The organism is Klebsiella sp. 4_1_44FAA (genome assembly GCF_000238715.1).
In the GTDB taxonomy this organism is placed as follows: Bacteria; Pseudomonadota; Gammaproteobacteria; order Enterobacterales; family Enterobacteriaceae; genus Klebsiella; species Klebsiella pneumoniae.
Genome location: NZ_JH414799.1, coordinates 568,768 through 586,761, shown reverse-complemented (window position 1 = coordinate 586,761; position 17,994 = coordinate 568,768). Strand labels below are relative to the sequence as shown.

Annotated in this window: 16 protein-coding genes; 2 read left to right on the top strand and 14 right to left on the bottom strand. The window is 58.1% G+C overall.

Annotated elements, in window-relative coordinates; all coding sequences use genetic code 11:
• Nucleotides 1-3: 3 nt before the first annotated feature.
• The 5 genes from sucA to sdhC form a co-directional block, all read right to left on the bottom strand.
• Complete coding sequence (sucA, locus tag HMPREF1024_RS17685) at nt 4-2,811, bottom strand: 2-oxoglutarate dehydrogenase E1 component (RefSeq protein WP_004147623.1); 2,808 nt, start codon at nt 2,809-2,811, stop codon at nt 4-6.
• Nucleotides 2,812-3,192: 381 nt separating this feature from the next.
• The gene (gene sdhB, locus HMPREF1024_RS17690) at nt 3,193-3,909 is read right to left on the bottom strand and encodes a succinate dehydrogenase iron-sulfur subunit SdhB (RefSeq protein WP_002894954.1); all 717 of its coding nucleotides are present in this window, start codon (nt 3,907-3,909) and stop codon (nt 3,193-3,195) included.
• Nucleotides 3,910-3,924: 15 nt separating this feature from the next.
• Complete coding sequence (gene sdhA / locus HMPREF1024_RS17695) at nt 3,925-5,691, bottom strand: succinate dehydrogenase flavoprotein subunit (protein WP_004179067.1); 1,767 nt, start codon at nt 5,689-5,691, stop codon at nt 3,925-3,927.
• Nucleotides 5,691-6,038 carry a succinate dehydrogenase membrane anchor subunit gene (sdhD, locus tag HMPREF1024_RS17700; protein ID WP_002894949.1) on the bottom strand — a complete coding sequence of 116 codons (348 nt, stop codon included), beginning with the start codon at nt 6,036-6,038 and terminating at the stop codon, nt 5,691-5,693. Before sdhD ends, sdhA begins: the two co-directional genes overlap by 1 nt.
• On the bottom strand, nt 6,032-6,436 hold the full coding sequence (gene sdhC / locus HMPREF1024_RS17705) for a succinate dehydrogenase cytochrome b556 subunit (RefSeq protein ID WP_004142216.1): 405 nt from the start codon (nt 6,434-6,436) through the stop codon (nt 6,032-6,034). Before sdhC ends, sdhD begins: the two co-directional genes overlap by 7 nt.
• 640 nt (nt 6,437-7,076) lie before the next feature.
• Between sdhC and gltA the strand changes: the two genes are divergently transcribed.
• Nucleotides 7,077-8,360, top strand: coding sequence for a citrate synthase (gene gltA, locus HMPREF1024_RS17710; RefSeq protein WP_002894943.1), 1,284 nt, complete (start codon nt 7,077-7,079; stop codon nt 8,358-8,360).
• Between the two features lie 90 nt (nt 8,361-8,450).
• On the opposite strand, the gene nei is transcribed toward gltA, so the two are convergent.
• The 8 genes from nei to HMPREF1024_RS17750 form a co-directional block, all read right to left on the bottom strand.
• The gene (gene nei / locus HMPREF1024_RS17715; RefSeq protein ID WP_002894935.1) at nt 8,451-9,242 is read right to left on the bottom strand and encodes an endonuclease VIII; all 792 of its coding nucleotides are present in this window, start codon (nt 9,240-9,242) and stop codon (nt 8,451-8,453) included.
• A 15-nt stretch (nt 9,243-9,257) separates the two neighbouring features.
• Nucleotides 9,258-9,902, bottom strand: a complete 645-nt coding sequence (gene pcp, locus HMPREF1024_RS17720) for a pyroglutamyl-peptidase I (RefSeq protein WP_009308195.1) — start codon at nt 9,900-9,902, stop codon at nt 9,258-9,260.
• A 9-nt stretch (nt 9,903-9,911) separates the two neighbouring features.
• The gene (locus HMPREF1024_RS17725) at nt 9,912-10,907 is read right to left on the bottom strand and encodes a DUF979 domain-containing protein (RefSeq protein WP_004176855.1); all 996 of its coding nucleotides are present in this window, start codon (nt 10,905-10,907) and stop codon (nt 9,912-9,914) included.
• A complete protein-coding gene (locus tag HMPREF1024_RS17730) occupies nt 10,904-11,629 on the bottom strand; it encodes a DUF969 domain-containing protein (protein ID WP_009308194.1) in 726 nt (241 codons plus the stop codon). Before HMPREF1024_RS17730 ends, HMPREF1024_RS17725 begins: the two co-directional genes overlap by 4 nt.
• An 81-nt stretch (nt 11,630-11,710) precedes the next feature.
• On the bottom strand, nt 11,711-12,454 hold the full coding sequence (gene pxpA / locus HMPREF1024_RS17735) for a 5-oxoprolinase subunit PxpA (RefSeq protein WP_002894926.1): 744 nt from the start codon (nt 12,452-12,454) through the stop codon (nt 11,711-11,713).
• Nucleotides 12,444-13,376 carry a 5-oxoprolinase subunit PxpC gene (gene pxpC / locus HMPREF1024_RS17740; protein WP_002894923.1) on the bottom strand — a complete coding sequence of 311 codons (933 nt, stop codon included), beginning with the start codon at nt 13,374-13,376 and terminating at the stop codon, nt 12,444-12,446. The genes pxpA and pxpC overlap by 11 nt, the downstream gene beginning before the upstream one ends.
• Nucleotides 13,370-14,026 (bottom strand): 5-oxoprolinase subunit PxpB, encoded by a 657-nt coding sequence (gene pxpB / locus HMPREF1024_RS17745; protein ID WP_004176857.1) that lies wholly within the window; start codon nt 14,024-14,026, stop codon nt 13,370-13,372. The genes pxpC and pxpB overlap by 7 nt, the downstream gene beginning before the upstream one ends.
• Nucleotides 14,027-14,040: 14 nt before the next feature.
• Nucleotides 14,041-14,784, bottom strand: coding sequence for a type 2 GTP cyclohydrolase I (locus HMPREF1024_RS17750; RefSeq protein WP_004176858.1), 744 nt, complete (start codon nt 14,782-14,784; stop codon nt 14,041-14,043).
• A 267-nt stretch (nt 14,785-15,051) separates the two neighbouring features.
• Between HMPREF1024_RS17750 and HMPREF1024_RS17755 the strand changes: the two genes are divergently transcribed.
• Complete coding sequence (locus HMPREF1024_RS17755; protein ID WP_004142240.1) at nt 15,052-16,530, top strand: MFS transporter; 1,479 nt, start codon at nt 15,052-15,054, stop codon at nt 16,528-16,530.
• On the opposite strand, the gene phrB is transcribed toward HMPREF1024_RS17755, so the two are convergent.
• Nucleotides 16,502-17,944: a deoxyribodipyrimidine photo-lyase gene (gene phrB / locus HMPREF1024_RS17760; protein ID WP_009308193.1), complete on the bottom strand. Its 1,443-nt coding sequence runs from the start codon at nt 17,942-17,944 to the stop codon at nt 16,502-16,504. The two genes, HMPREF1024_RS17755 and phrB, sit on opposite strands and share 29 nt — an antisense overlap.
• Nucleotides 17,945-17,994 lie beyond the last annotated feature (50 nt).

Genomic DNA, 17,994 nt, shown 5'->3' with positions numbered 1-17,994 from the left:
TAATTAATCGACGTTCAGCGCGTCATTGACCAGATCTTGTTGCTGTTTCTGGTGAACGGACATATACCCTACCGCCGGAGAGGCGGAGGCCGGGCGGCCTGCATAACGCAGAGAGGCCCCAAACGGAATCACTTCACGGAAGTGATGCTGGCTGCAGTACCATGCGCCCTGGTTGAGCGGCTCTTCCTGGCACCAGACAAAATCATGCACGTGCGCATACGCTTTCAGCGCTTCCTGCACCGCCTGATGCGGGAACGGATAGAGCTGCTCGATACGAACGATAGCGACATCTTTTTGCTCGTTTTTGCGGCGCTGTTCCAGCAGGTCGTAGTAAACCTTACCAGAGCACAGCACAACGCGCTTCACAGCCTGCGGATCAAGTTGATCGATTTCACCAATAGCCGGCAGGAAAGTGCCGTTCGCCAGCTCATCCATGCTGGAGACCGCCAGCGGATGACGCAGCAGCGACTTCGGCGACATCACCACCAGCGGACGACGCATACCGCGCAGCGCCTGGCGACGCAGCATGTGATAAACCTGTGCCGGCGTGGACGGCACGCAGACCTGCATGTTTTGTTCAGCGCACAGCTGCAGATAACGCTCCAGACGCGCGGAGGAGTGCTCCGGGCCCTGGCCTTCGTAACCGTGCGGCAGGAGCATCACCAGGCCGCACATCCTTCCCCACTTCTGCTCACCGGAGGAGATGAACTGGTCGATCACCACCTGCGCACCGTTGGCGAAGTCGCCAAACTGCGCTTCCCAGATGGTCAGAGTGCGCGGCTCGGCGGTGGCGTAACCATATTCGAACGCCAGCACCGCTTCTTCAGACAGTACCGAGTCCCAAACGCGGAACTGGCCCTGGCCGTTATGGACATGCTGCAGCGGCGTGTAGGTTGAACCATTGGTCTGGTTATGGATCACCGCATGACGGTGGAAGAAGGTGCCGCGGCCGGAGTCTTCGCCGGACAGACGAACCGGAATACCTTCGTCAACCAGCGTGGCGTAGGCCAGATTTTCAGCGCCGCCCCAGTCAAACAGCTTCTCGCCTGCCGCCATCGCCTGGCGGTCGGCGTAAATTTTCGCCACGCGGGACTGCATTTCGATACCTTCCGGTACCGTGCTGATGCGTTTGGCCAACTCCTGCAGACGTTTCGGCTCAACTTTATCCGGATAGCTCTCGTCCCACTCGTGGTTGAGGTACGGCGACCAGGTAAAGGAATGCATATTCATCGGACGCCATTCCTGCACCACGCATTCGCCGGCATCCAGCGCATCGCGGTAGAGGTTAACCTGCTCGGTCGCATCTTCCAGAGTCGCCACCTTCTCCTGCTCCAGCTTGTCAGCATAGATTTTGCGCGGAGTCGGATGCTTTTTGATCTTCTGATACATCAGCGGCTGGGTTGCGCTCGGCTCATCGGCTTCGTTGTGGCCGTGACGGCGGTAGCACACCAGGTCAATGAAGACATCGCGTTTAAAGGTATTGCGGAAATCAAGCGCCAGACGGGTGACGAAGGCGACCGCTTCCGGATCGTCCGCATTGACGTGGAAAATCGGCGCCTGCACCATTTTACCGATGTCGGTGCAGTACGGCGTTGAGCGCGCATCCAGCGGGTTAGAGGTCGTGAAGCCCACCTGGTTGTTGATAACGATGCGCACGGTACCGCCCACTTCGTAACCGCGGGCTTTGGACATGTTCAGAGTTTCCTGAACCACGCCCTGGCCGGTGACGGCGGCGTCGCCGTGGATGGTAATAGGCAGAACTTTGTTGCTGCTTGGCTCGTCCAGACGATCCAGACGGGCGCGTACGGAACCGATAACCACCGGGCTGACGATCTCGAGGTGCGACGGGTTAAACGCCAGCGCCAGGTGCACCAGACCGCCTTCGGTTTCCATATCGGAAGAGAAGCCCATGTGGTACTTCACGTCGCCGGTGCCGAGGTGTTCTTTATGTTTGCCCGCGAACTCGTCGAACAGGTCCTGCGGTTTTTTACCCAGCACGTTGACCAGCACGTTCAGACGGCCGCGGTGCGCCATGCCCAGCACCACTTCGCGGGTGCCGCTTTTGCCTGCATGGCGGATCATCTCTTTGAGCATCGGGATCAGGGCGTCGCCACCCTCCAGCGAGAAGCGCTTCGCCCCCGGGAATTTGGCGCCGAGGTAGCGCTCCAGACCTTCCGCGGCGGTCAGTTCGCTGAGGAAGCGTTTTTTCTCTTCCGCGGTAAAGCTCGCTTTGCCAGCTACCGATTCAATGCGCTGCTGGATCCAGCGTTTTTCTTCGGTAGAGGTGATATGCATGTATTCCGCGCCGATGGAGCCGCAGTAGGTTTGCTTGAGGGCGGCAATCAGCTCGCCCAGCTTCATCGTGTCTTTACCGATGGCAAATGAACCTACGTTATAGCTTTCCTGGAAATCGGCCTCGGTCAGATCGTGGTAGGCCGGATCGAGATCCGCCACTCTCTCTTGCTTCCACAGCCCCAGCGGATCGAGATTCGCATGCTGGTGGCCACGGAAACGGTATGCGTTGATGAGCTGCAGGACTTTAACCTGCTTCACATTAGTGTCTGGGTCGGAAATCGAAGAAGTGTAACGTGAGGCATCCTTCGCCAGTCGACGGAAATAATCACGCGTTTTGGAATGAAATTGATCCGGTTTAACTCCGGTGCCAGGTAACTGCTGGAACATTGAACGCCAGTTGGCGTCAACAGAGTCAGGATCGGTTAAGAAGTCTTCATAGAGCTGTTCTATCCAGCTCTGGTTCGAACCAGAGAGGTAAGAAGAGTCCAGCCAGGCTTTCATTGCGCCGTTCTGCATCGTGATCCCTTAAGCATTCATATGCTTATTTCGCCGTAGAAACTACCACGCACACCGAGTGCACGTGCCGGGGTTCACTTGTTGCGGACGAGTTGTGGTTTCTATCCGCTAAGGAACCTTTAAAAACTGCCATTAATCTTCAGCGTTCAGGCTGCGGTTGCGTTGGCTGCCTTCGCTTACCCCGGTCACATAGTTCACTATGCTCCCGGGGATGCGCTCAGTTGCCGCCTTACCTCGCACTGAACGCCTCGATTACTGGTACATCTTGTGGCGGTTTTTAAAGATTTCCTGCTATATCCCCCGGCGGCGCTAACGCTTGCCGGGGCTACTGCTTTGGTAGCCCGGATAAGCGCTAGCGCCATCCGGGACAGACCGTGTTGCTTACGCGCTGCGCTGCAGCAGCATCGACTTAATATGGCCGATGGCGCGCGTCGGGTTCAGCCCCTTCGGACACACACTGACGCAGTTCATAATGCTGTGACAGCGGAATACGCTGAAAGCATCGCTCAGGCCGTCCAGGCGCTCGCTGGTTTCGGTATCGCGACTGTCGATCAGGAAGCGATACGCGGCCAGCAGGCCAGCCGGGCCGATGAACTTGTCCGGGTTCCACCAGAACGACGGGCACGAGGTCGAACAGCAGGCGCACAGAATACACTCGTACAGCCCGTCGAGTTTCTCACGCTGCTCAGGCATCTGCAGATGCTCGCGAGCCGGAGGATTTTGCCCATTATTCAACAAGTAAGGCTTAATCTTCTCATATTGTGCATAGAATTGCCCCATGTCCACCACCAAATCACGGATAACCGGTAATCCTGGCAGCGGACGGATAACAATCTTCTTGCCCGGCTGATTCAGCGCGGAGATTGGCGTGATGCACGCCAAACCGTTTTTCCCGTTCATGTTCAGACCATCGGACCCGCAGACCCCTTCACGGCAGGAGCGGCGGAACGACAGCGACGGATCTTTTTCTTTCAGCTGGATCAGCGCATCCAGCAGCATCATGTCGCGACCTTCTTCCGCTTCAAGGGTGTAATCCTGCATGTGCGGAGCGTCGTCAACATCCGGGTTATAGCGATAAATTGAAAACTCGAGTTTCATTTTCCTGTCTCCGCATTAGTAAGTACGAATCTTCGGCGGGAATGCCGGACGCAGTTTCGGTTCCATATTGACGCTACGACGCGTCATGGATTCCGACTCTGGCAGGTACAGGGAATGGCACAGCCAGTTTTCATCATCACGATCCGGGAAGTCGAAGCGGCTGTGGGCGCCACGGCTCTCGGTACGGAAGTTAGCGGATACGGCGGTCGCGTAGGCGGTTTCCATCAGGTTATCCAGCTCCAGGCACTCAACGCGCTGGGTGTTGAACTCGCTGGAGGTATCGTCGAGACGGGCGTTTTTCAGGCGCTCGCGGATCACTTTCAGTTGCTCCAGACCTTTGTGCATCGCATCGCCTTCGCGGAACACCGAGAAGTTATGCTGCATACATTCCTGCAGCGCTTTGCGAATCGCCACCGGATCTTCACCAGAGCGGGTGTTGTTCCAGCGGTTGAGGCGATCCAGCGAGCCTTCGATATCGGATTCGCTAGCGTCGCGCAGCGTGCCCTGCTCGGCAATGGATTCCTGCAGATGCAGGCCCGCCGCGCGGCCGAAGACCACCAGGTCGAGCAGCGAGTTGCCGCCCAGACGGTTGGCGCCGTGGACCGATACGCAGGCGATTTCGCCTACCGCGAACAGGCCCGGGATCACCACGTCTTCGCCCTTCTCATTCACGGTCAACGCCTGGCCGGTGACTTTGGTCGGGATACCGCCCATCATGTAGTGACAGGTTGGGATAACCGGGATCGGCTCTTTCACCGGATCGACGTGGGCAAAGGTACGGGAAAGTTCAAGGATACCCGGCAGACGAGATTCCAGAACCTCTTTACCGAGGTGATCCAGTTTCAGTTTCGCGTGCGGGCCCCACGGACCGTCGCAGCCGCGGCCTTCGCGGATTTCGATCATGATGGAACGCGCCACCACGTCACGGCCCGCAAGGTCTTTAGCGTTCGGGGCATAACGCTCCATAAAGCGTTCGCCGTGTTTGTTCAGCAGGTAACCGCCTTCGCCGCGGCAACCTTCGGTAACCAGAACCCCAGCCCCGGCGATACCGGTCGGGTGGAACTGCCACATTTCCATATCCTGCACCGGCACGCCGGCGCGGATGGCCATCCCGACGCCGTCACCCGTATTGATGTGGGCGTTGGTGGTGGACTGATAGATACGGCCTGCGCCGCCGGTCGCCAGCACGGTGGCGCGGGCTTTAAAGTAGACCACTTCGCCGGTCTCGATGCACAGGGCGGTACAACCGACTACCGCGCCGTCCTGGTTTTTCACCAGATCGAGGGCGTACCATTCGGAGAAGATAGTGGTGTGGTTTTTCAGGTTCTGCTGATACAGAGTGTGCAGCAGGGCGTGACCGGTACGGTCAGCCGCCGCCGCGGTACGCGCCGCCTGTTCGCCGCCGAAGTTCTTCGACTGGCCGCCAAACGGGCGCTGATAAATACGGCCATCGTCAAGACGAGAGAACGGCAGTCCCATGTGCTCCAGCTCAAGAATCGCTTCCGGGCCGGTCTTACACATGTATTCGATGGCGTCCTGGTCGCCGATATAGTCCGACCCTTTTACGGTGTCGTACATATGCCATTCCCAGTTATCTTCATGGGAGTTACCGAGCGCGACGGTGATGCCACCCTGCGCGGATACGGTATGGGAACGGGTAGGGAACACTTTGGAGAGCAGTGCACAAGTCTGTCCGCTCTGGGAAATTTGCAGCGCCGCGCGCATACCTGCGCCGCCGGCACCGATGACAACAGCATCAAACTCTCTGACTGGCAATTTCATTACACACCCCACACCACAACAAATCCATAAAGAACGTAAGCCACCAGCGCCACAACGATAGCCAGTTGCAGAACCAGGCGCAGAGCCAGTGGTTTAACGTAGTCTGTTAACACCTGCCACATCCCGATCCAGGCATGGATGAGAATGGAAACGAGAGCCAGCAGAGTGAAGACTTTAGTGAAGCCGGAGGCAAAGAATCCGGTCCACACTTCCCATGAGATTTCACCGGTGGTGGCGAAGAAGCCAACCATGTAGATGATGTAGAGGGTCAGAACGATGGCGGTAGCACGGACCAGGATAAAGTCATGTACGCCGTTGCGTCCCAGTGCTGAGGCGTTGCTTACCATACGAGGACTCCTGCGAGAAGTGAAAGCACGACAGTAATAACAAAAGAAATTTTGGCGGAACGTTTCCCTGCTTCGAGGGTTTCGTCCAGGTAGCCAAAGTCCATCATCAGATGGCGAATACCGACAACGACGTGATAGGCCAGCGCGGTGAGAATGCCCCACATGATGAACTTCACAAAGAAGCTATCCATGATGGAGGCCGCCGTCAGAAAACCTTCTGGGGAGGAAAGGCTGGTGCCCAGCAGCCAAAGCAGAATTCCGACCGCCACGAAGGTGATGACACCGGAAACGCGATGGAGAATGGACGCTATCGCCGTGATTGGGAACCGTATCGTTTGTAGATCCAGATTGACAGGTCTTTGTTTTTTCACATTTCTTACCATGAATAACGCCCACATGCTGTTCTTATTGTTTCCTTCCTCCGGTCTGCTTGCGGGTCAGACAGCGTCCTTTCTATAACCAGAAGTCATGTTAAAACGTCTTTTCAGGCATTAAAACATCACTAAACAACGCTGGGTGGCTCGGGATTGCAGGGTGTTCCGGAGACCTGGCCGCAGTATAGGCCGTTCACAAAATCATTACAATTAACCTACATATAGTTTGTTGGGTTTTCTCCGGAACAGTGATCAAGGTCACGATACCAACATTTTTTTAATTTTTAATCACCTGATTTGACAAATATTAAACATTCTTGTTACAACCATTACCAGTTAAATGCAATAATGCTCAAAAGTTATGGGGTCACTCTTTCACCTGAGAATAAGTTATGTAACAGTGTGTCAGTATTGACCGATGTAATCAGGACAGTTATTAGTGGTATATAGGTTTTAATATTCGGACTGCTAAAACGCTGATTTGCTGTTGTTTCACCGCAGCCCTGAAGGACGTGCCATCAAGCGCCGTTGCTCTGTACCCTGCCCTTTTCGCTGACGCAGAGCTGTGTGCAACATAACAAACTGGTAACGTATGCAGGCGCGGGCCGAAAGCAAATCCACCACCCGGCAGTCTTAAGCAATAAAGGCGCTAAGGAGACCATAAATGTCTGATGCTAAAGCAAAAATCACCCTGGGTGGTGACACTGCTATTGAACTGGATGTGCTAAAAGGCACGCTCGGTCAGGATGTTATTGATATTCGTAGTCTTGGTTCAAAAGGCGTATTTACCTTTGACCCAGGTTTCACATCAACGGCTTCTTGTGAATCTAAAATTACGTTTATCGATGGTGACGAGGGGATCCTGCTGCACCGCGGCTTCCCGATCGACCAGTTAGCGACCGAATCTAATTATCTTGAAGTCTGTTATATCCTGCTGTACGGCGAAAAGCCGACCCAGGCCGAATATGACGAATTCAAAACTACCGTCACCCGCCACACCATGATTCATGAGCAGATCACCCGTCTGTTCCACGCGTTCCGTCGCGATTCCCACCCGATGGCGGTGATGTGCGGGATCACCGGCGCGCTGGCGGCGTTCTATCATGATTCCCTCGACGTGAATAACCCGCGTCACCGCGAGATTGCCGCCTACCGTCTGCTGTCCAAAATGCCAACCATGGCAGCCATGTGTTACAAGTATTCTATCGGCCAGCCGTTTGTTTATCCGCGCAACGACCTCTCCTACGCCGGCAACTTCCTGCGCATGATGTTTGCGACACCGTGCGAAGAGTATGAAGTCAATCCGGTGCTGGAGCGCGCGATGGATCGTATTCTGATCCTGCACGCCGATCACGAGCAGAACGCGTCGACCTCCACGGTACGTACCGCGGGCTCCTCCGGCGCTAACCCGTTCGCCTGTATCGCTGCGGGCATCGCCTCCCTGTGGGGACCGGCACACGGTGGCGCCAACGAAGCGGCGCTGAAAATGCTGGAAGAGATCAGCTCCGTTGAGCACATTCCGGAATTTGTTCGTCGTGCGAAAGACAAGAATGACTCTTTCCGCCTGATGGGCTTCGGCCATCGTGTTTACAAAAACTACGATCCGCGCGCCACCGTGATGCGTGAAACCTGCCATGAAGTGCTGAAAGAGCTGGGCACCAAAGACGACCTGCTGCAGGTGGCCATGGAGCTGGAGCATATCGCGCTGAACGACCCGTACTTCATCGAGAAGAAACTGTATCCGAACGTCGACTTCTACTCCGGTATTATCCTGAAAGCGATGGGTATTCCGTCCTCCATGTTTACCGTTATCTTCGCCATGGCGCGTACCGTGGGCTGGATTGCGCACTGGAACGAAATGCACAGCGATGGCATGAAGATCGCCCGTCCGCGTCAGCTGTATACCGGCTACGCCAAACGCGATTTCCAGTCCGACATTAAGCGTTAATCGCACTGTCCGGATCATAAAAACGCGCCTGCTGGCGCGTTTTTTTATGCCTGATAACGCGCTTCATGCTGAAATCGCCCGCCAGCCGGCTTAATGCTGGCATCCTGGACACCAGTAAAATGGCCGCGAGGAGAGCGTCGTCTTCTCAATGATTCCCCCACAGCGTTCGCACCTTTCCCCATCGCGATGGAAGACCTTAAAGCGAAACAGCGCGCCATGATGCTTGTTGTCATCCACCAGACCGCGAGTACGATAGGACAGCCGCGGGATATCGAGCAGCGCGTGCGCCAGCGCATCCAGCTGACTGTCGCTCAGTTCAGCGGCTTTACGCTTACCGCTTAATCCCACCTGCCAGAGAATTTCCACCCGCAGATAGTTTCCGAGCCCGGCAAGAAAAGCCTGATCCAGCAGCAGGCCGGAAAACTGACGATTGCGGAATTTGGCCGACAGCAGCCGCGCTTTCACCTGCTCCGCGGTTAACGTCATGTCCAGCACGTCCGGTCCGACGCGCAGCAAGAACGGATGGTTGGCAACCTGCTCCGCCGTGAGGATATCAATGTCCGACGCGCTGTAGAGCAAAATCGCCTTGCTGGCGGTCTGCAGCCTGACGCGCAGTACGCGGTTCGATTGCGGCTCAACGCCGGCATCCACCACGCGCCAGACGCCGTACAGCTGGTTATGGCTATACAGGGTCAATCCGCCGGAGAAGTGGGTTAACAGGGCCTTGCCGCGGGTGGCGATATGGGTCACCCGCTGACCAATTAGCTGAGTTTGATAGGGTTGCAACTGAGGAAAGGCGAACCAGACGTTGGTTAAGGGTTCGCCTTTGATTGCCGCCTCCAGTTTATCCGCCGCACGGCGGATCTCCGGACCTTCCGGCATACTGTCATCCTTCTGTTAATGGGTGGCGCCGCCGCCAATTTTGACATCGTCATCCTGTTCAAGGGCGACGGCAATCGCCGTTTCCAGCGCCTCACGTACCGTCGCGACCGACATACTCGCCTGACCCGGGTGGGCCGCCGCCTGTTCAGGCAGATACGGAATATGGATAAAACCGCCCTTCTGTCCGCGTTTTCCCTGCAGCTGATGCAGCAAACCATACATCACGTGATTGCAGACGAAGGTGCCCGCGGTTTGCGACACCGAGGCCGGGATCCCCTGCTGGCGCAACGCGCTAACGATCGCTTTGATCGGCAGCGTACTGAAGCAGGCCGCAGGGCCATTAGCGACGATCGGCTCATCGATCGGTTGCTGCCCTTTATTGTCGGGGATCCGCGCATCATCGACATTGATCGCTACACGTTCGACGGTGATATCGACACGGCCGCCGGCCTGTCCGACGGCAATCGTCAGCCGCGGTTGATAGGTTTCCAGCGCCGCCTTCAGCACCGTCAGCGCTTCGCCGAATACGCAGGGTAACTGTTTAGCCACCACCTGCTGTCCGCGAATAATCATGCCATCCAGCTGCTTAACCACTTCCCATGAAGGATTAACCGTTTCGCCGCCGAACGGCTCAAAACCGGTAATCAATACGCCAGCCATCATCCCTCCTTACAGGAACATCAGGAAATAGAGTAAGAATACATTGACGATAAGCAGCAGGATACCGGTCGGTATCTGGGCTTTAATCACCGCGTTTTTATCCGGCAGTTCCAGCAGCGCCGCCGGGACAATATTGAAGTTCGCCGCCATCGGCGTCATCAGCGTGCCGCAGTAGCCGGAAAACATACCAATCGCCGCCATTACCGCCGGATTGCCGCCGTGCTGCAGGACTAAAATCGGAATGCCAACTCCGGCGGTCACAATCGGGAAAGCGGCAAAGGCGTTGCCCATCACCATTGTCAGCACCGCCATGCCGATGGCATACACAGCCACGGCGATAAAGCGGTTATCGACCGCCAGATAGTGCTCGGTCAGCCATGAAATGCTGGTTCCGACGCCCGCTGCGGTAAACAGCAGCCCCAGCACCGCGAGGATTTGCGGCAGGATAAAGGCCCAGCCGACGGAATCAAGCAAACGGCGCGCTTCCTGCATTGGCTGCGCCACCGTTTCATGCGTCATACGAATCGCCATCGCCAGGCCAATCAGCGTACCGACAGTCATCGAGAACAGAGTAATCAGCGTCGCGTGGTTGCCCGGCCCGAAGAGCGCCACCTGCCATGAGGGCAGATTGTTAAACAGCAGTACGCCAATGACGGTGACGACCGGAATCGCCAGCGCCGGAAAGAAAAGTTTGTTGCCGAGGCGTTTCGCGCTGGCGGTTTTCTCTTCCTGGGTACGCTGATGGTAACTGCCGAGGCGCACGCCGCCAAAACCGGCGATCAGCGCCAGGACGACCACCACCCCGCCGACAGCGATATTCACCGTACGCTTATCGCCCACCAGTTGATATGTCCAGTCGCCGAGCAAGAACACCAGCCCGTACAGGCCCCAGAACAGACCGGTTGTCAGACGTCGCGGATTGCTTTTGTCGCGCCAGGACATGATAGCCACGACCAGCAGTACCGCGCCGGCCAGCCAGTATAAATACGTTTGTTGGAAGTTCATGCCGCACCGCCTTTCGCCTGCCCGGCGTTAACCTGGTCCAGCTCGCGCTGGAGATGGCGATCGAGGCGCCACAGGCGCGCGGCGTGGATCAGGAAGGCGCAGATCGCCGTCGGGATCCCCCACAGGGCAATATGCAACGGTTCCGTCTGAATCCCGCCCGACTCCAGCATAAAGTTGTGCATGAAGATGATCGCGCCAAAGGCGACAAAAATATCTTCACCGAAAAACAGCCCGACGTTATCGGTCGCCGCCGACATCGCGCGCAGGCGGTAGCGCACATGACCCGGCAGCGGGCCAAAGCGCTTTTCCGCCGCCCCCTCCGCCATTGGCGCCAGCAGCGGGCGCACCATTTGCGGATGTCCGCCGAGGCTGGTCAACCCCAGAGCGGCGGTGGCTTCGCGCACAAACAGATAGACGATCAGCAGACGTCCGGCGGTCGCGCTATGGATCTTCGCGATCCACGCCTGCGCCCGCTCTTTCAGACCATGGCGCTCCAGCAGCCCGATCACCGCCAGCGGCAGCAGCAGAATAAACGGCAGATTACGGGTATTCAGGAAGCCCTCGCCCAGTTTCTCCAGAATAGTGGCTATTGGCATATGCGCCGCCACGCCGGTGACGATCCCGGAGATAATCACCACCAGCACCGGGTTAAAGCGTAATACAAAACCGACCACAATCACGGCAATGCCGATTAGCGGCCAGAGGGATATCGCCTCTTGCATAATAACGTCCTGTTCAGTTGTGAGTATTGTGAGTGTTGTTAATTATTTGATTTAATTATTATTAATAACTTAGGCGGACTATTACTCGAGGTCCGCGCTGACGTCGATATTCCGCCCGGCAAACGCGGCGCGCAAGCGTCGGGCGAAATCGAGCGCGTGAGCGCCATCGCCATGCAGGCAGACCGTTTCCGCCTTTACATGCGCCCATTCGCCGCTCAGGCTGCGCACCCGGTTGTGCTGCACCATTTCCAGCGTTTGCGCCAGCGCCTGCTCTTCGCTCTCAATCAGCGCGCCCGGTTGGCTACGCGGCACCAGGCTGCCGTCGGCCAGATAGCCGCGATCGGCGAAGACTTCCTGGCGCGTCGTCAACTGATAATGCTGTCCGGCGCGGATAAGCTCGCTGCCCGCCAGCCCAACCAGCACCAGGTCGGCGTCGGCATCGCGCACCGCACGGGCGATAGCGTCGGCCAAAGGCGGCTCTTTCGCCGCCTGGTTGTACAACATGCCATGCGGTTTGACGTGCCGCAGCTCGCCCCCCTGGGCGTGTACGATTGCCGCCAGCGCGCCAATTTGGTACAGCACCTGGGCGTAGACCGTCTCTGGCGGTAACTGCATCGCGGTTCGACCGAAATTTTCCCGGTCCGGGAAGCTCGGGTGTGCGCCGATAGCGACGCCGTTTTTCAGCGCCTCGCGCACGCATTGCTGCATGAGAACCGCATCGCCGGCGTGAAAGCCGCAGGCGATATTGGCGGAAGAGACCAGCTGCAGCAGCGCGCTATCGCTGGCGCAGCCTTCGCCGAGGTCGGCATTTAAATCAATTTTCATCGCTTAATCTCCAGGCCAGTTGTTCAAGGTAGCGCTGCTGGTCGGCGCGCGCTTTTAGCGCTTCCTCCAGCGAACAGGGGACGAAATGGATCGGCTGACCTAGCGGAATTTGCGCCAGTTGGTACATATCGGCTTCAATAATGCAGGCTATACGCGGATAGCCGCCGGTGGTTTGCGCATCGTTCATCAACACAATCGGCTGGCCGTTATGCGGTACCTGTACCACGCCGGGCAGCAGGCCATGAGAGAGCATTTCCCGGTCGGTTGTGCGCCTGAGCGGCTGCCCCTGCAGGCGGTAGCCCATACGGTTGCTTTGCGGACTCAGCTTCCACGGCGAGCGCCAGAAAGACTCCTGCGACACGCTGTCGAATTCGTGATACTCCGGCCCCGGCAGCGCGCGAATAATATTGCCTATCGGCAGCTGTTTAACGCCGCGCGAGGCGCTAAAGCGGCGGGACGATTTCCCAATCTTCACTTGATCGCCATCCTGCAACCGGCGCCCTTCGATTCCGCCGATACCGACTTTCAGATCGGTAGAGCGGGAACCTAAAACTTCAGGGACATCAATACCGCCCGCGACCGCCAGATAGCTGCGGATCCCATGCTGAGGATTTTTCAGCACCAGCCGCTGCCCGGCCTTCGCCTCCATTCGCCAGCCCAACCAGACCGGCGCGCCGTCGAGCGTCGCTTCACAGGCGGCGCCGGTCAACGCGAACCAGCAGTGGCGGGTAAACTGCACATCGACCTGACCCAGCGTAATTTCCAGCGCCGCCGCCTCCGGCGCATTGCCCACCAGCAGATTGGCAATGGTCATCGCCGGTTTATCCAGCGCGCCGCAGCGGCTAATCCCCCACTGGCGCTGGCCTTCCCGGCCGCCATCCTGTACCGAGGTATACATGCCGGCGCGGATAAATTTCAACATACCCCCTCCTTCTGCGGCACAAAGCGCACGCGATCGCCGGAACGCAGCAGCACCGGCTCTTCACGTTTTGGATCGAATAATGCCAGCGGCGTGCGCCCCAGCAGCTGCCAGCCGCCCGGCGTCGCCAGCGGATAAATACCGGTTTGCGATCCGCCGATACCGACGGATCCCGCCGGTACCAGTACGCGCGGCTCGGCGCGACGCGGCATCGCCAGCTGCTCCGGCAGGCCGCCAAAATACGGAAACCCCGGCTGGAAACCCAGAAACCACACCATATACTCCACCGAAGAGTGCAGTTCGACCACCTGCTTTTCGCTCAAACCGCTATGGCGCGCGACGTCGCCAAGATCTGGCCCCGCCTCGCCGCCGTAGATAACCGGGATACTTATCTCACGGGATTCCGGCTCCAGCGCATCGCTCTCTTCCCACCAGCGCTGCAGCTTGTCAATCGCCTCCCACGCCATCTCCTGCGGACGACGCAGCACAACGGTGATGTTGTTCATCCCCGGGATCACTTCAACCACCTCTTCGCGATCGGTCAACCGCTGCGTCAGGCCCCAGATACGTTTTTGGCTCTCCAGGGTCACCGGAGGCTCAAGCTCCAGGACCACCGCCGTTTCACCTAACAGATAACAACGCGCTCGCTGCACTTTCTTCTCTCCCGTCAGGCAGGGTTAGGAATATCAATAAAGGTAACATCTAGATCGGTCGTTTCCGTCAGCCATTCGCTGAGGGCGCGAATGCCGCCCCGCTCGGTGGCGTGGTGGCCGGCGGCATAAAAATGCAGGCCCTGCTCGCGGGCAGAGTGAATAGTTTGTTCCGACACTTCGCCGGTGATAAAGGCGTCCACGCCAAAGCGCGCCGCGGCGTCGATAAAGCTCTGGCCGCCGCCGGTACACCAGGCGACGCGGCTGACGGTGTCCGGCCCGGTATCGCCGCACCACAGCGGCTTACGCCCCAGTCGCGCCTCGATCCACGAGGCCAGTTCGAGGCCGGAAACCGGCATCGACAGCTCGCCCCACGGCACCAGCGGTTCGATTTCGCCGAGCACGTTAATCCCCAGCAGATGCGCCAGCTGCGCGTTATTGCCCAGCTCCGGATGGGCATCCAGCGGCAGGTGCCAACCGTAGAGATTGATATCGTTGGCCAGCAGGGTTTTCAGGCGACGGCGCTTCATGCCGCGGATCACTGGCGATTCGTTTTTCCAGAAATAGCCGTGATGAACAATCACCGCGTCCGCCTGCAGACGGACGGCCTCATCCAGCAGCGCCTGGCAGGCCGTCACTCCGGTGACGATCTTGTGCACCGTTTCGCGTCCTTCCACCTGCAGACCGTTAGGGGCGAAGTCACTGATGGCCGCACTATTGAGCTTGTCGTTAATCAGTTGTTCCAGTTCGCTATTTTTCATCGCCACTCCAGCAGATAATCAGGTTATACAAAGGCATAACATAACCATATCCATTCGGGTCGTCGATAGTCCGCTACCGTCACTGACCATGACTTTTTAACGAATCCCGCAATTTGTCTATTCATCCCGCCGCGTATTAGTGTATATTTATGCACTAATAAAGCATATTAAATAATCAGAAAGCCCCTCAAGCCATGAATATGACTGATAAATCGCTATTCATGCAGAACGATCGACTTTCGCTTTACGCCAGGAAACACACTTCATATGCAGACAACATCATCGCAACCGCGGGCGATCTACTACGTCGTGGCGCTGCAAATCTGGGAGTATTTTAGCTTTTACGGCATGCGCGCCCTGCTGATCCTCTATCTCACCAACCAGCTCAAATATGACGATAACCATGCCTACGCCCTGTTCAGCGCCTACTGTTCGCTGGTCTATGTGACGCCGATCCTCGGCGGCTATCTGGCCGATAAGCTGTTAGGCAACCGGATGGCGGTCATGCTCGGCGCGCTGCTGATGGCCATTGGCCATCTGGTGCTCGGGGCCAGCGAAACCGCTCCGGTTTTCCTGTACCTGTCGCTGGCGATCATCGTCTGCGGCTACGGGTTGTTTAAATCCAACGTCAGCTGTCTGCTGGGCGAGCTGTACGAACCCGCCGATCCGCGTCGCGATGGCGGCTTTTCGCTGATGTATGCCGCCGGCAATATCGGCTCGATTATCGCGCCGATCGCCTGCGGCTACGTACAGGAGGAGTATAGCTGGGCGATGGGCTTTGCCCTGGCGGCCATCGGCATGGTCGCGGGGCTGGTGATTTTCCTCTGCGGCAACCGTCATTTCCAGCATACCGCCGGCGTCAACCGCCAGGCGCTGTGCGCGCGCCGCTTCCTGTTGCCGAACTGGGGCTGGCTGCTGGTATTGCTGGTTACCGCCCCGCTGCTGATTGCGGTACTGTTCTGGCAGGAGTGGTCGGTGTATGCCCTGATCGTGGCCACGGCCATTGGCCTCGCGGTACTGGCGCGGATCTACCTGCGCGCCGAAACCGATAAACAGCGCAAGGATCTGCGCCTGATCGTCGTCCTGACCGCCTTCAGCCTGCTGTTCTGGGCCTTCGCCCAACAGGGCGGGAGCTCCATCAGCCTGTATATTGACCGCTTCGTTAACCGCCATATCATGAGCTACGAAGTCCCTACCGCTATGTTCCAGTCAATCAACGCCTTCGCGGTGATGCTCTGCGGCATGGTGCTGGCGTGGCTGGTGAAAGAGAGCGTGAACGGCAATCGTACCGTGCGCATCTGGGGGAAATTTGCCCTCGGTCTGGGCCTGATGAGCGCCGGGTTCTGCATTTTGACCCTCAGCGCCCGCTGGTCGGCGGCCTATGGTCAGTCGTCCATGCCGCTGATGGTGCTGGGTCTGGCGGTGATGGGCTTTGCCGAACTGTTTATCGACCCGGTCGCGATGTCGCAGATCACCCGCATTGAGATCCCGGGTGTCACTGGGGTGCTGACCGGTATCTATATGCTGCTCTCAGGGGCCATCGCCAACTATCTGGCCGGCGTTATCGCCGACCAGACCTCGCAGGCGTCATTCGACGCCGCCGGAGCGGTGAACTACTCCATTGACGCCTACATTACCGTCTTCAGTCAGATCACCTGGGGCGCGCTGGCCTGCGTCGGCGTGGTGCTGGTCATCTGGCTGTATCATTCGCTGAAAGTCAGGACCCGCCGTCTGGCGGTGGAGTAATTCCTTTTCTGGCGGCCTCCCAGGCCGCCAGCGTCTCCTGCCGCGCCTGCTTGTGATCAACTATCGGGCGCGAATAGTCCAGCGTGATCCCTTGTTTATCCGCCCACGCCCACGGCTGATGCAGGGCCTTCTCCGGCACCTTTGCCAGCTCCGGCAGCCAGCGACGTATAAACACCCCCTGTTTATCAAACTTTTCGCCCTGGGTGGTGGGGTTAAATATGCGGAAATAGGGCGCGGCGTCGGTGCCCGTTGAAGCCGCCCACTGCCAGCCGCCGTTATTCGCCGCCAGGTCGCCATCAATCAGCTGGCTCATGAAATAGCGCTCGCCCGCCCGCCAGTCGAGGCGCAAATCTTTGGTCAGGAAGCTGGCGACAATCATGCGCAACCGGTTATGCATCCAGCCGGTGGCGTTCAGCTGGCGCATGGCGGCATCGACTATCGGAAAACCGGTCTCCCCGCGCTGCCAGGCCTGTAGGGCGGCCTCCTCTGCGCGCCAGGCGACCTTATCTGTCCAGGCAGTAAATGGCCGTCCTTTACAGAGCTTCGGATAGTAGACCATCAGATGGCGGTAAAACTCGCGCCAGATCAGCTCGTTAAGCCAGGTGGCGCCGGCTCCGCCGTCCAGCGCGGCGGGATGTTCCGTCAGCAGACGATGCAGGCACTGGCGGGGGGACAGCACGCCGATGGCCAGGCAGGGCGACAGGCGACTGGTCCCTTCCACGGCCGGGAAGTCGCGCTGCCCCTCGTAATCCGCCGCCGCTTGCTGACAAAACGCGCGCAGACGCGCCAGCGCCGTTTTTTCATCCGCGGCAAACAGCAGCCCGTCGAACGGCGTTTGCGGGTAGTTAAGCTCAGGCAGCGGCGGCGCCTGGCGGGCAGGCGCCTGGCGCGGCTTAGGGGCCGCCACGCACGCCGGCAGTCCGTCCCGCAGACGGCGAATAAACGCATTTTTAAACGGGGTGAAGACTTTATACATTTCGCCGCCACCGGTCAGTACGCTGCCGGGCGGCAACAGGACGCTGTCGTCAAAGCCCTGGCAAATCACGTCGCGCAAGGTGTTCTCAACGGCGGCATCGCGCTGGCGTTCATTGAATTCGTACTGATAGTTGTAGAACAGGTGACTGACCTGATGCTGCTGGCAAAAATCGGCCAGCCGTTCGACGCTGGCGGTAAAATCGTCCGCCTCTTCTACCCACAGCGGTATGCCCCGTTCCGCCAGCGCGGCATGCAGACTCTGTAAATGGCTGGCGATAAAAGCGGCCTGCCGTGGCGCCAGGTGATGTTCACGCCACTGCCCCGGGGTGGCGATATACAGCGCCAGCACCTGCGCCTGCGGATCGCGGCAGGCGGCAGCCAGCGCCAGGTTATCGTGAATGCGTAAATCCGTGCGTAACCAGACCAGATGGGTGGCCATATCACTCCTTATTATCCGTCAGCAATACTCATCTTATGATCTAAGCCGGC

Bases quoted from the DNA above. Each gene is read 5' to 3' on its own strand.
- sucA (WP_004147623.1), bottom strand. From the start codon at position 2,811: ATGCAGAACGGCGCAATGAAAGCCTGGCTGGACTCTTCTTACCTCTCT.
- sdhB (WP_002894954.1), bottom strand. From the start codon at position 3,909: ATGAAACTCGAGTTTTCAATTTATCGCTATAACCCGGATGTTGACGAC.
- sdhA (WP_004179067.1), bottom strand. From the start codon at position 5,691: ATGAAATTGCCAGTCAGAGAGTTTGATGCTGTTGTCATCGGTGCCGGC.
- sdhD (WP_002894949.1), bottom strand. From the start codon at position 6,038: ATGGTAAGCAACGCCTCAGCACTGGGACGCAACGGCGTACATGACTTT.
- sdhC (WP_004142216.1), bottom strand. From the start codon at position 6,436: ATGTGGGCGTTATTCATGGTAAGAAATGTGAAAAAACAAAGACCTGTC.
- gltA (WP_002894943.1), top strand. From the start codon at position 7,077: ATGTCTGATGCTAAAGCAAAAATCACCCTGGGTGGTGACACTGCTATT.
- nei (WP_002894935.1), bottom strand. From the start codon at position 9,242: ATGCCGGAAGGTCCGGAGATCCGCCGTGCGGCGGATAAACTGGAGGCG.
- pcp (WP_009308195.1), bottom strand. From the start codon at position 9,902: ATGGCTGGCGTATTGATTACCGGTTTTGAGCCGTTCGGCGGCGAAACG.
- HMPREF1024_RS17725 (WP_004176855.1), bottom strand. From the start codon at position 10,907: ATGAACTTCCAACAAACGTATTTATACTGGCTGGCCGGCGCGGTACTG.
- HMPREF1024_RS17730 (WP_009308194.1), bottom strand. From the start codon at position 11,629: ATGCAAGAGGCGATATCCCTCTGGCCGCTAATCGGCATTGCCGTGATT.
- pxpA (WP_002894926.1), bottom strand. From the start codon at position 12,454: ATGAAAATTGATTTAAATGCCGACCTCGGCGAAGGCTGCGCCAGCGAT.
- pxpC (WP_002894923.1), bottom strand. From the start codon at position 13,376: ATGTTGAAATTTATCCGCGCCGGCATGTATACCTCGGTACAGGATGGC.
- HMPREF1024_RS17750 (WP_004176858.1), bottom strand. From the start codon at position 14,784: ATGAAAAATAGCGAACTGGAACAACTGATTAACGACAAGCTCAATAGT.
- HMPREF1024_RS17755 (WP_004142240.1), top strand. From the start codon at position 15,052: ATGCAGACAACATCATCGCAACCGCGGGCGATCTACTACGTCGTGGCG.
- phrB (WP_009308193.1), bottom strand. From the start codon at position 17,944: ATGGCCACCCATCTGGTCTGGTTACGCACGGATTTACGCATTCACGAT.